This is a genomic window from Enterobacter cloacae complex sp. ESBL7 (assembly GCF_041679625.1).
Taxonomy (GTDB): Bacteria; Pseudomonadota; Gammaproteobacteria; order Enterobacterales; family Enterobacteriaceae; genus Enterobacter; species Enterobacter asburiae_B.
The window spans coordinates 1,844,738-1,856,769 of sequence record NZ_JBGORN010000001.1; the positions used below are offsets into that span (position 1 = coordinate 1,844,738).

Sequence of the window (12,032 nt, forward strand, 5' to 3'; positions counted from 1 at the left end):
AGGAAGAGAATCGTGTCTCAACTCTGCCCTTGTGGTAGCGCTCTGGAGTATAGCCTATGTTGCCAGCGATATCTGTCTGGCGATCAGGTTGCACCAGACCCGTCACACCTCATGCGTTCACGTTACACCGCTTTTGTGATCAAAGACGCAGACTACCTGATTAAAACCTGGCATCCCTCCTGCCACGCTGCCGAATTCAGACAGGACATCGAAGCCGGCTTCGCGAACACGCAGTGGCTCGGCCTTACCGTCTATGAATCCTCAACGGGCAGTCATGTGGATGAAGGTTACGTCAGCTTTGTCGCTCGTTTTACCGAGAATAATAAACCTGGTGCCATTATCGAGCGTTCCCGGTTCTTAAAGGAAAGCGGGCAGTGGTATTATATTGACGGAACGCGCCCACAGTTTGGTCGTAACGATCCCTGCCCGTGTGGTTCAGGTAAAAAATTTAAAAAGTGTTGCGGGCAGTAATGCCTGACAACCCAGACTTCGCAAATACAAACAGGATTTCCCGGCGATGCAATCATTACAACGTAAAGTTCTGCGCACCATCTGTCCCGATCAAAAAGGACTGATCGCACGAATTACCAACATTTGCTACAAACATGAACTGAATATCGTGCAGAACAACGAGTTCGTTGACCACCGTACCGGCCGCTTCTTTATGCGTACCGAACTCGAAGGTATTTTCAACGACACCACCCTGCTTGCCGATCTCGACAGCGCGCTTCCGGAAGGTTCCGTGCGCGAGTTGACCCCAGCCGGTCGACGCCGCATCGTGATCCTGGTAACCAAAGAAGCACACTGTCTGGGCGACCTGCTGATGAAAGCAAACTACGGCGGTCTGGACGTGGAAATAGCTGCCGTTATTGGCAACCATGAGACGCTGCGCACGCTGGTCGAGCGTTTTGATATTCCATTCGAGCTGGTGAGCCACGAAGGCCATACCCGTGAAGAACACGACGATCTGATGGCGCAGGCCATTGAAGCGCATAACCCGGACTACGTGGTGCTGGCGAAATACATGCGCGTGTTAACGCCATCCTTCGTGGCGCGTTTCCCGAACAAGATCATCAACATTCACCACTCGTTCCTGCCGGCCTTTATTGGCGCGCGTCCCTACCACCAGGCCTACGAGCGCGGCGTGAAGATCATCGGTGCGACCGCGCACTATGTGAATGACAACCTGGACGAAGGCCCAATCATCATGCAGGACGTGATTCACGTGGACCACACCTACACGGCCGAGGACATGATGCGTGCAGGGCGTGACGTTGAGAAGAACGTGCTCAGTCGTGCGCTGTATCAGGTGCTGGCGCAGCGTGTCTTTGTCTACGGCAACAGAACCATCATTCTTTAATCTTTCGGAAAATGAATTGATTAGCTTTGCGCCTTTACGGATAAAAAGCAGGCAAACAGCTTCATTTACCTAAAGGAATGCTTTACAGGGGCGCCTCATTTGATATGATGCGCCCCGCTTCCAGCAGGAAGCAGGTAAGTCAAAAAGCATTACCCCGTGGTGGGGTTCCCGAGCGGCCAAAGGGAGCAGACTGTAAATCTGCCGTCATCGACTTCGAAGGTTCGAATCCTTCCCCCACCACCATCTCTCAGCACGACATCAAAATTTGAATTACCCCTGGTGGGGTTCCCGAGCGGCCAAAGGGAGCAGACTGTAAATCTGCCGTCATCGACTTCGAAGGTTCGAATCCTTCCCCCACCACCATCACTTTCAAATAACTCCAAACCTCCTTTTTGCACCAGGCATCATGTATTTCCGTAACGGGGAAGGATGAGAAGCTTCGACTAAGGTTCGATTCGAGCGTAGCGAGAAAGCGTTGCCGCAGGCAACGACCCGAAGGGCGAGGCGCAACGCGCCGAGTAATCCTTCCCCCACCACCATCACTTTCAAATAATCCAAAAAATCATTATAAAACTGAACCGAATCCGCCTTTGTAGGCCGGGTAAGGCGCAGCCGCCACCCGGCGACAGAAGACAGAAGACAGAAGACAGAAGCCTACATCGGCGGCAAACGACGCTTCACCGGCGAACTCTTCACAATCGACGTATTGCACTGGGCATGCTCCGCCAGGCCGTCCAGCAGCACATCCAGCTGCTCTATCGATCGCACCACCAGCCTAATCACAAAGCAATCCTCCCCGGTGACTTTGTCGCTCTCGATACACTCCGGCATCGCCTGAATGTATTTATCCACCTTATGCAACAACCCCGGCAAAGGCCGCACGCGCACCAGCGCCTGCAGCGTATACCCCAGCGCCGCCAGATTCACCCGTGCGCCATACCCCTGAATCACACCGCGCTCTTCCAGCCTCTTCAGGCGTTCTGCCGTGCTGGGGGAAGTCAGACCGATGCGTCCGCTGAGCACCTTCAAAGACATGCGCGCATCTTCGACCAGACAGGCTAAAATTTGACGGTCGATATCATCGAGAAGGTATTCCATCGTTTTCACCTAATTTTAAAAAGCCATCATTGCATTTCACCTTATCTCATCCCTGTAAAACCCGACAGCGATTTTCGACAATAGCGTTATACAATCAGGAGGTGGATGATGCGTGATTTCCATAAAGGCGTCTGGCAAATGAGCCTGGCGATGTTAATTTCCGGCTCTATCGGTGCGTTTGTATTACTCAGCGGTCTGCCGGTGACGGAAGTGGTGTTCTGGCGCTGTCTTATCGGGGCAATAGCGCTTTTTATTTTTATCCGGGCAAGTCAAAAGCCCTTCAGTCCCCTCACCCGCACCACGCTGCTGCTGGCCATTCTCGGCGGCGTAGCGCTCGTGGTGAACTGGCTGCTGCTCTTCGCGGCCTATGAACGGATCTCGATTGGTCTTTCTACCGTGGTCTATAACACCCAGCCGTTTATGCTGGTCCTGATGGGGATGTTTTTAGGTGAACGCGTTAGCCTGGTGAAATGGGGCTGGCTGTTCCTCGCCTTCGGCGGCGTGGTGATCTTGCTCTCCAGCGAGCTGACCGGCGCGCACGGCAGTGAATGGCTCGCCGGAATCGGCCTGGCGATGGCCGCGGCTTTCTTCTATGCGGTCACGGCCATTATTGCCCGCAAGCTCAGATCCGTTGCGCCGCAGCATATTGCCTTTATCCAGGTGCTGACGGGCGTCGTGATGCTTTTGCCGTTTGCCAGCATGCCGTCATTTTCCGGTGATTTTCCCTGGCCGATCCTGCTGACGCTGGGCATCGTCCATACAGGCATTATGTACCAGCTGCTCTACAGCGCGATCCAGAAGCTGCCTACGCCCATTACCGGCTCCCTGTCGTTTATCTATCCGGTGGTGGCGATCGTTGTCGATAATCTGGTGTTTGGACACTCGCTGAACCTGACGCAGCTGGCGGGCGGCGCTCTGATCCTGTTTGCTGCCGCGGGCAATAACCTTGGCTGGGGCGAAAAAAACCCCGCGAGTGCGGGGTTGGTATCAAAACGGCGAATTAGCGACGGGCGCGCACAATCTGGTATTTGCGCGTCAGGTACTCCACCGGCGCGCTCCAGATATGCACCAGACGAGAGAACGGGAACAGCACAAACAGCGTCATCCCCAGCACCAGGTGAACGCGGAAGATAAACGCTACGCCGTCCAGGTGCGCGGAGGCTCCACCGTGGAAGGTCACCACGGACTGCGCCCAGCCGACGAGCTTCATCATTTCGCTCCCGTCCATATGCTGCGCCGAGAACGGAATGGTCAGCAGGCCCAGCGCGCACTGCACCATCAGCAGGGAGAGGATCAGAATATCCGCTGCGGTCGTGGTCGCACGCACGCGCGGGCTGAACAGACGACGTTTCAGCAGCAGCAGGCCCCCCACCAGAGTCATCACGCCGCAGGCACCGCCGGCGATCATCGCCATCTTCTGCTTCACCTCGATCGGTAGCCACGCTTCATACATCCAGTGCGGCGTCAGCATCCCCAGGAAGTGACCGGCAAAAATCCCCAGAATACCGATGTGGAACAGGTTAGAGCCCACATGCATCCCTTTGCGATCCAGCATCTGGCTGGAGGCGGCACGCCAGGTGTACTGGCCGTAGTCGTAACGCAGCCAGCTTCCCACCAGGAACACGGTGCCCGCGATATACGGGTAAATGTCAAAGAAGAACATATTCAGGAAGTGCATTAGTGCCGTCCTCCGTTAGAGATATTCAAATATTGCGGGGCAACCGCGCCGGCAAAACGACGCTGGTGAGCGGAGATTTCAGACTCGCCGCAGTTCTGGTCAGCAAAGAATTTCACCTGCTCTTCTTCCCAGACCGCATCGAGCGCCTGTGGGGTATCGTCGCGGGCTTCATCCGCAATTTTCTCCGCCACTTTTTCACTGTCGACCGAGGCGTTGGCCAGCTTCACCAGCAGATCGAACAGAACAGCATAGCGGCTCTCGCGCTGCTGAAGACGCGCGCCGAGCAGCGCCAGGATCGGCGCGATATCCTGCAGACCGCCCAGCGCCTCTTCTTTCGGCAGCTGCGCCAGGTACTCCAGATACAGCGGCAGATGATCCGGCAGCTCGCGGCTGTCGAGCTGCAGGCCGTGCTGTTCATACTGGGCCATCAGGTCCACCATCGCCTGACCGCGGTCACGGGACTCGCCGTGCACGTGTTCAAACAGCAGCAGCGACGTAGCACGCCCGCGGTCAAACAGCTGGCTGTAGTCCGCCTGCGCGTCCAGGAGATCGCGCGCTAACAGATCGCGGAGGAAAACGCCAAGCCGCTGGGCATCGTCTTTATCCAGGTTTTCAGATGACGCGAGTGCATCAAAGAGTTCCTGCTGATGCTGCGCAAGCGCAGCATCCGGGTACTCGAGCAGACGCGAAACAATGACGAGTTCAATCATTGGTGCGGCTCCGTTTTGCTGGTCACATCCATGGCATCGATGCGGCGGCTGTTGAACAGGTTGAATTTGCTGTCTGACCCGTGGCAACCGTCGCCAAAGGTAAAGCCACAGCCATTTTTTTCCGGGAAGGCTTCACGCGCCAGCTCGCGGTGGCTGCTCGGCACCACGAAACGGTCTTCGTAGTTGGCAATCGCCAGATAGCGGTACATCTCCTGCGCCTGCGCTTCGGTCAGACCAACCTCTTCCAGCGCGCGGGTATCGATCACGCCGTCTACGGTTTCCGCGCGTTTGAAGTGACGCATCGCCAGCATACGCTTCAGCGCGAGCAGTACCGGCTGGGTATCCCCTGCGGTCAACAGGTTCGCCAGGTACTGAACCGGAATACGCAGGCTTTCCACGTCCGGCAGGATGCCGTTGCTGCCCAGTTCGCCCGCGTCAGCCGCGGACTGAATCGGCGACAGCGGCGGCACGTACCAGACCATCGGCAGGGTGCGGTATTCCGGGTGCAGCGGCAGCGCAAGCTTCCAGTCCATCGCCATTTTGTACACCGGTGACTGCTGCGCCGCGTCAATCACGCTCTGCGGCACGCCGTCTTTCAGCGCCTGCTCAATCACCTTCGGATCGTTCGGATCGAGGAACACGTCCAGCTGACGCTGATACAGATCTTTCTCGTGCTCGGTGCTCGCGGCATTTTCAATCGCGTCCGCGTCATACAGCAGCACGCCGAGGTAGCGAATACGGCCTACGCAGCTTTCTGAGCAGACGGTCGGCATTCCGGCTTCGATACGCGGATAGCAGAAGATGCACTTCTCAGACTTGCCGCTCTTCCAGTTGAAGTAGATTTTTTTGTACGGGCAGCCGGTGATGCACATACGCCAGCCGCGGCACTTGTCCTGGTCGATCAGCACGATGCCATCTTCTTCACGCTTGTAGATGGCGCCGCTCGGGCAGGTCGCCACGCACGCCGGGTTGAGGCAGTGCTCGCACAGGCGCGGCAGATACATCATGAAGGTGTTTTCAAACTGACCGTACATCGCCTTCTGCATGTTCTCGAAGTTCTGGTCTTTGGCGCGCTTCTCGAACTCGCCGCCCAGAATCTCTTCCCAGTTTGGACCGCTGGTGATCTTGTCCATGCGCTGACCGGTGATCAGCGAGCGCGGACGGGCGATCGGCTGGTGTTTGCTTTCCGGCGCGTTGTGCAGGTTCTGGTAGTCGTAGTCAAACGGCTCGTAGTAATCGTCGATGCCCGGCAGGTGCGGGTTAGCGAAGATTTTACCCAGCAGCATCGCGCGGTTACCCATGCGCGGCTGCAGCTTGCCGTTGATTTTACGGATCCAGCCGCCCTTCCACTTCTCCTGGTTTTCCCAGTCGGTCGGGAAGCCGGTGCCCGGCTTGCTTTCGACGTTGTTGAACCAGGCATATTCCATACCTTCGCGGCTGGTCCAGACGTTTTTACAGGTGACCGAGCAGGTATGACAGCCGATGCATTTATCCAGATTCAGCACCATGCCGACTTGTGAACGAATTTTCATTTTACGCTCTCCTGTACCTGGTCATTACCTTCGCCGTCTAACCAGTTAATATTCTTCATCTTACGTACCACCACGAACTCATCGCGGTTCGATCCTACGGTGCCGTAGTAGTTAAAGCCGTAGGCCAGCTGCGCATAGCCACCGATCATGTGGGTCGGCTTCGGCGTAATGCGGGTCACGGAGTTGTGGATCCCGCCGCGCTGCTCGGTAATTTCTGACCCCGGCAGGTTAACGATACGTTCCTGCGCGTGGTACATCATGGTCATCCCGGCCGGTACGCGCTGGCTCACGACCGCACGCGCCGTCAGGGCACCGTTGCTGTTGAACACTTCGATCCAGTCGTTATCTTCGATACCCAGATCTTTGGCGTCCGTTTCGCTCATCCAGACAATCGGACCGCCGCGCGACAGGGTCAGCATCAGCAGGTTGTCGCTGTAGGTGGAGTGAATGCCCCACTTCTGGTGCGGCGTCAGGAAGTTCAGCGCCTTCTCTGGGTTACCGTTCGATTTCGCACCCATCACCGCTTTCACGGAGCGGGTGTCGATTGGCGGACGGTAGACCAGCAGGCTTTCACCGAAGTCGCGCATCCACTGGTGATCCTGATACAGCGACTGACGGCCTGACAGGGTGCGCCATGGGATCAGCTCGTGAACGTTGGTGTAGCCCGCGTTATAGGACACGTGCTCATCTTCCAGGCCAGACCAGGTCGGGCTGGAGATAATCTTGCGCGGCTGCGCCTGAATATCGCGGAAGCGGATTTTCTCTTCCTCTTTATTCGTCGCCAGGTGCGTATGGTCGCGGCCGGTGAACTCGCTCAGCGCCGCCCAGGCTTTCACCGCAACGTGGCCGTTGGTTTCCGGGGCCAGGGTCAGGATCATCTCTGCCGCATCAATCGCCGTGTTTAGCATCGGCTGGCCTTTCGCCGGGCCGTCCGCTTTGGTGTAGTTGAGCTTGCGCAGCAGATCCATTTCGCTCTGGGTGTTCCAGGCGATCCCCTTCCCACCGTTACCGATTTTCTCCATCAGCGGGCCGATAGAGGTAAAGCGCTCGTAGGTTGCCGGATAGTCGCGTTCAACCGGAATAATGTGCGGCGCGGTTACGCCCGGGATCAGGTCGCATTCGCCTTTTTTCCAGTCCTTCACGTCCAGCGGCTGCGCCAGTTCGGCGGCGGAGTCGTGCTGGATTGGCAGCGTCACCACGTCGGTCTCTTTGCCGAGGTGCCCTACGCAGACTTCGGAGAATTTCTTCGCGATGTCTTTGTAGATATCCCAGTCGCTTTTCGATTCCCACGCCGGGTCAACGGCCGCAGACAGCGGATGAATAAACGGATGCATATCCGAGGTATTCATGTCGTCTTTTTCGTACCAGGTCGCGGTTGGCAGCACGATGTCGGAGTACAGGCAGGTGCTGGACAGACGGAAGTCGAGCGTCACCACCAGATCCAACTTGCCGTCGAGGCCGTTATCTTTCCATTCCACCTCTTCCGGCTTCACGCCGCCCTGCTTGCCGAGATCTTTCCCCTGGATACCGTTTTCGGTACCGAGCAGGTATTTCAGCATGTACTCGTGGCCTTTACCGGACGAGCCCAGCAGGTTGGAGCGCCAGATGAACAGGTTACGCGGATGGTTTTTACCGTTCTCCGGCTGTTCAGCCGCGAAGCGGATTGAGCCATCCTTCAGGGATTTCACGGTGTAATCCACCGGTGACATGCCCGCCTGCTTCGCCGCTTCCGCAATGCGCAGCGGGTTAGTGCCCAGCTGCGGCGCCGACGGCAGCCAGCCCATGCGTTCAGCACGCACGTTGAAGTCAATCAGGTGGCCGCTGTAGCGGGATTTATCCGCCATCGGCGACAGCAGCTCCTGCGCGGTGACCGTTTCGTAGCGCCACTGGCTGGAGTGGTTATAGAAGTAGGAGGTGCTGTTCATATGGCGTGCCGGACGCTGCCAGTCGAGGGCAAACGCCAGCGGCTGCCAGCCGGTCTGCGGACGCAGTTTTTCCTGGCCGACGTAGTGTGCCCAGCCGCCGCCGCTCTGACCGACGCAGCCGCAGAAGATCAGCATGTTGATCAGACCGCGATAGTTCATATCGAGGTGATACCAGTGGTTCAGACCCGCGCCGACGATGATCATCGAACGGCCGTGCGTTTTGTCCGCGTTTTCAGCGAACTCACGTGCGATACGGGTAATGTGCGCGCGAGGCACGCCGGTAATCTGTTCCGCCCAGGCCGGGGTGTAGGCCTTCACGTCGTCATAGCCGGTTGCGCAGTTTTCATCGCCCAGACCGCGCTCCAGACCGTAGTTCGCCATGGTCAGGTCATAAACGGTGGTGACCAGCGCGGTAGAACCGTCGGCCAGCTGCAGGCGCTTAACCGGCAGTTTGTGCATCAGAATGTTTTTCAGTTCAACCTTGTTGAAGTGCTCTGAACCTTCACCACCGAAGTACGGGAACCCGACTTCAGCGATCTCGTCCTGGCTACCCAGCATGCTCAGGCGCAGCTCCGTCTCTTCGCCGGTGGTGCCGTTGCGTTGCTCAAGGTTCCATTTGCCCTTCTCGCCCCAGCGGAAGCCGATAGAGCCGTTTGGCGCCACCAGCTCGCCGTTGCTGTTATACGCAACGGTTTTCCACTCAGGGTTGTTTTCCTGGCCCAGCGAATCCACCAGATCGGCTGCGCGCAGCGTGCGGCCCGCGGCATAGTAGCCCTCACGCTCTTCCAGCATGACCAGCATCGGCATGTCGGTGTAGCGGCGAACGTAGTCGGTGAAGTACTGGCTTGGCTTATCAAGATGGAATTCACGCAGCATGACGTGGCCCATCGCCATCGCCATCGCCGCGTCGGTACCCTGTTTCGGCGCCAGCCACAGATCGCAAAGCTTGGCGATTTCCGCGTAGTCAGGGGTCACCGCCACGGTTTTGGTGCCTTTGTAACGGACTTCGGTAAAGAAGTGCGCGTCCGGCGTACGCGTCTGAGGAACGTTAGAGCCCCAGGCGATGATGTAGCTGGAGTTATACCAGTCCGCGGATTCCGGCACGTCGGTCTGCTCGCCCCAGGTCTGCGGAGACGCAGGCGGCAGGTCGCAGTACCAGTCGTAGAAGCTCAGGCAGGTACCGCCGATCAGCGAAAGATAGCGCGCCCCGGAGGCGTAAGAGACCATCGACATCGCCGGGATAGGCGAGAAGCCCGCCACGCGGTCAGGACCGTAGGTTTTGACGGTGTAGACGTTGGAGGCGGCAATCAGCTCGTTTACCTCTTTCCACGAGGAGCGAACGAAACCACCGCGACCGCGAGCCTGCTTGAAGCTTTTTGCTTTGTCAGCGTCTTCGATGATGGACGCCCAGGCATCCACCGGATCGCTGTGCTGCACTTTCGCCTCACGCCACATTTTCATCAGGCGCTTGCGCATCAGCGGGTATTTCAGACGGTTGGCGCTGTAGAGATACCAGGAGTAGCTGGCACCGCGCGGGCAACCGCGCGGTTCGTGGTTTGGCATATCCGGGCGGGTGCGCGGATAGTCGGTCTGCTGCATTTCCCAGGTCACCAGACCGTTTTTAACGAAAATCTTCCAGCTGCATGAGCCGGTACAGTTCACGCCGTGGGTCGAACGGACGACTTTGTCATGCTGCCAGCGCTGGCGGTAACCGTCTTCCCAGTCCCGGTTGGTATCCAGAACCTGGCCGTGCCCATCGGCAAAAGTTTCACCCTTCTGTTTGAAGTAGCGAAACCGGTCCAAAAATTTGCTCATCGGGTATCTCCTGTGTGGAGCCTGTGGCTCTCTAAATCGACATTGCTGATTTGCAGCGAAGGTAACGCCCTGAAAGAGGGGGAGAATTGATAACGATCAAGACGAGGAGGGACTTTCAGGGGAGGGGTTACACCAAATACCACCAAAGCGGTATCTTCAAAAATTTCATATCATCATGAAATATAGAGTTATTTTTATTTTATCGTACAAAAAGTCAGTCAACATTTAACATCTCAGGTATTAAGGGGTAGAGCCACCTGCAAAGCGATGGCGATCGCAGTGCCGCCGCAGGCGTCTGCCGTAAAAGCCGTAAGTATGTTGTAACTATTATGCTGGCAAAAAAAACGCGGCCCGAAGGCCGCGTAAACGGATAATCACACTTACTTATTTTTCTTGGTATTTCGGCCATATACCAGCCACGTAATCACAACGCAGGCGATATAGAAGACGAGAAAGACTTTCATGGCACCGGCCGGTGAGCCGGTCAGGTCCAGAGAGATACCGAACGCTTTCGGGATAAAGAAGCCGCCAATCGCGCCGATGGCAGAGATAAAGCCCAGCGCCGCAGCCGTATCCGTCGCCGCTTCGCGCATGGCCTGCTCTTCGCTCCCGCCCTGCGCCTTCACGCGATCCATCGTCAGCTTACGGAAGATCACGGAGATCATCTGGAAGGTAGAGGCACTCCCCAGACCGGCCGTCAGGAACAGCACCATAAACACGCCGAAGAAGGCGATGAAGTTACCGCCCTGCCCGTCGACGGGCAGAGTGAGGAACAGCAGCGCGCAGAAGACCGCCATCACGACGAAGTTCACCAGCGTCACGCGGGTACCGCCGAGACGGTCAGAAACCATGCCGCCCAGCGAACGCGCCAGGGCACCGATAAACGGTCCGAAGAAGGCAAAGTGCAGGATCTGAATCTCCGGGAACTGCGTTTTCGACAGCATCGCGAAGCCCGCAGAGAAGCCGATAAACGAACCGAAGGTGGCCAGATACAGCAGCGCCATCACCCAGAGGTGTCCACGCTTCAGCACCGGCAGCTGTTCGCTCAGCGAAGCCTTCGACGCGGACAGGTCATTCATAAAGAACCAGGCTGCCAGGGTGAAGACCACCAGGAAAGGCACCCAGATCCAGGCGGCGTTTTGCAGATAGAGGGAAGAACCATCCGCCTGCTCAACGCCACCGCCGCCAAAGGCCGCAAAAATGGAGACCGAGATCGCCAGCGGGGCAATGAGCTGCATCACGCTGACGCCCATGTTCCCCAGGCCGCCGTTAATGCCCAGCGCGCCGCCCTGCTTCGCTTTCGGGAAGAAGAAGCTGATGTTCGCCATGCTGGAGGCGAAGTTCGCACCCGCAAAACCGCACAGCAGGGAGATAATCACGAACACGCTGAACGGCGTAGAGGTATCCTGCACCGCGAAGCCGAGCCAGACGCAGGGGACGATCATGATGCCCGTACTGAACGCCGTCCAGCGACGACCACCAAACACCGGCACCATAAACGCGTAAGGTACACGCAGCAGCGCGCCTGACAGCGACGGCAGCGCGGTCAGCATAAACAGCTGATCGGTCGTAAACGTAAACCCGACTTTGGGCAGGTTGACCGCCACCGCGCTAAACAACATCCATACGCAAAACGCTAATAACAAACACGGCACGGAAATCCACAGATTCCGGCTGGCTACACGATGGCCGCGCTGTTGCCAGAACGCCGGATCCTCTGGACGCCAGTCTGTAATAACGGCACCATTTTCCCTTTCGGGAGCGGATGAGTGACTCATAGACACCTCTGATTCTCGAATGATGCTGCAAACATTAGGGTTTTAGGGCGGCGGTAAGTTGATATAAATCAAAGGAAAAGTGGGAGGTTTTGCGGCGCAAAATAAGGCCTCACCCTTAGTGAGTAGGCTAATTCGG

Annotated in this window: 8 protein-coding genes, 2 tRNA genes, 1 other RNA gene and 1 pseudogene; 6 read left to right on the plus strand and 6 right to left on the minus strand. The window is 57.2% G+C overall.

Annotated features, from left to right (window positions below):
• The first annotated feature begins 12 nt into the window (after positions 1 to 12).
• From ACERY3_RS09060 to ACERY3_RS09080, 5 genes are all read left to right on the plus strand, one after another.
• Positions 13 to 471, plus strand: a complete 459-nt coding sequence (locus ACERY3_RS09060) for a YchJ family protein (RefSeq protein ID WP_045888025.1) — start codon at positions 13 to 15, stop codon at positions 469 to 471.
• Positions 472 to 517: 46 nt separating this feature from the next.
• The gene (gene purU / locus ACERY3_RS09065; protein WP_023312104.1) at positions 518 to 1,360 is read left to right on the plus strand and encodes a formyltetrahydrofolate deformylase; all 843 of its coding nucleotides are present in this window, start codon (positions 518 to 520) and stop codon (positions 1,358 to 1,360) included.
• A gap of 158 nt (positions 1,361 to 1,518) precedes the next feature.
• Positions 1,519 to 1,603 (plus strand) — tRNA-Tyr (locus ACERY3_RS09070).
• A gap of 35 nt (positions 1,604 to 1,638) precedes the next feature.
• Positions 1,639 to 1,723: transfer RNA gene (locus ACERY3_RS09075), tRNA-Tyr, on the plus strand.
• Between the two features lie 45 nt (positions 1,724 to 1,768).
• Positions 1,769 to 1,899: non-coding RNA, RtT sRNA (locus ACERY3_RS09080), on the plus strand.
• 115 nt (positions 1,900 to 2,014) lie between these two features.
• Here ACERY3_RS09080 and ACERY3_RS09085 read toward each other — a convergent pair.
• Entirely contained in the window at positions 2,015 to 2,458 is a 444-nt protein-coding gene (locus tag ACERY3_RS09085; protein ID WP_029740417.1) for an Lrp/AsnC family transcriptional regulator, read from the minus strand.
• 108 nt (positions 2,459 to 2,566) lie between these two features.
• On the opposite strand from ACERY3_RS09085, the pseudogene ACERY3_RS09090 reads away from it, so the two are divergent.
• Positions 2,567 to 3,462, plus strand: a pseudogene (locus ACERY3_RS09090) (DMT family transporter).
• Here the strand turns inward: ACERY3_RS09090 and narI are convergent.
• The 5 genes from narI to ACERY3_RS09115 all read right to left on the minus strand — a co-directional run bounded on the left by narI (position 3,459) and on the right by ACERY3_RS09115 (position 11,896).
• A complete protein-coding gene (narI, locus tag ACERY3_RS09095; protein WP_023312107.1) occupies positions 3,459 to 4,136 on the minus strand; it encodes a respiratory nitrate reductase subunit gamma in 678 nt (225 codons plus the stop codon). The pseudogene ACERY3_RS09090 and the gene narI sit on opposite strands and share 4 nt — an antisense overlap.
• Positions 4,136 to 4,846: a nitrate reductase molybdenum cofactor assembly chaperone gene (gene narJ, locus ACERY3_RS09100; protein ID WP_047741766.1), complete on the minus strand. Its 711-nt coding sequence runs from the start codon at positions 4,844 to 4,846 to the stop codon at positions 4,136 to 4,138. Before narJ ends, narI begins: the two co-directional genes overlap by 1 nt.
• The gene (narH, locus tag ACERY3_RS09105) at positions 4,843 to 6,378 is read right to left on the minus strand and encodes a nitrate reductase subunit beta (protein ID WP_039263580.1); all 1,536 of its coding nucleotides are present in this window, start codon (positions 6,376 to 6,378) and stop codon (positions 4,843 to 4,845) included. Before narH ends, narJ begins: the two co-directional genes overlap by 4 nt.
• On the minus strand, positions 6,375 to 10,118 hold the full coding sequence (locus ACERY3_RS09110; RefSeq protein WP_058841341.1) for a nitrate reductase subunit alpha: 3,744 nt from the start codon (positions 10,116 to 10,118) through the stop codon (positions 6,375 to 6,377). Before ACERY3_RS09110 ends, narH begins: the two co-directional genes overlap by 4 nt.
• Before the next feature lie 380 nt (positions 10,119 to 10,498).
• Positions 10,499 to 11,896, minus strand: coding sequence for a NarK family nitrate/nitrite MFS transporter (locus tag ACERY3_RS09115; RefSeq protein ID WP_033145765.1), 1,398 nt, complete (start codon positions 11,894 to 11,896; stop codon positions 10,499 to 10,501).
• Positions 11,897 to 12,032 lie beyond the last annotated feature (136 nt).

Excerpts from the sequence above, each read along its gene's own strand:
- purU (WP_023312104.1), top strand. The coding sequence starts at position 518 with ATGCAATCATTACAACGTAAAGTTCTGCGCACCATCTGTCCCGATCAA.
- ACERY3_RS09085 (WP_029740417.1), bottom strand. The coding sequence starts at position 2,458 with ATGGAATACCTTCTCGATGATATCGACCGTCAAATTTTAGCCTGTCTG.
- narI (WP_023312107.1), bottom strand. The coding sequence starts at position 4,136 with ATGCACTTCCTGAATATGTTCTTCTTTGACATTTACCCGTATATCGCG.
- narJ (WP_047741766.1), bottom strand. The coding sequence starts at position 4,846 with ATGATTGAACTCGTCATTGTTTCGCGTCTGCTCGAGTACCCGGATGCT.
- narH (WP_039263580.1), bottom strand. The coding sequence starts at position 6,378 with ATGAAAATTCGTTCACAAGTCGGCATGGTGCTGAATCTGGATAAATGC.
- ACERY3_RS09110 (WP_058841341.1), bottom strand. The coding sequence starts at position 10,118 with ATGAGCAAATTTTTGGACCGGTTTCGCTACTTCAAACAGAAGGGTGAA.
- ACERY3_RS09115 (WP_033145765.1), bottom strand. The coding sequence starts at position 11,896 with ATGAGTCACTCATCCGCTCCCGAAAGGGAAAATGGTGCCGTTATTACA.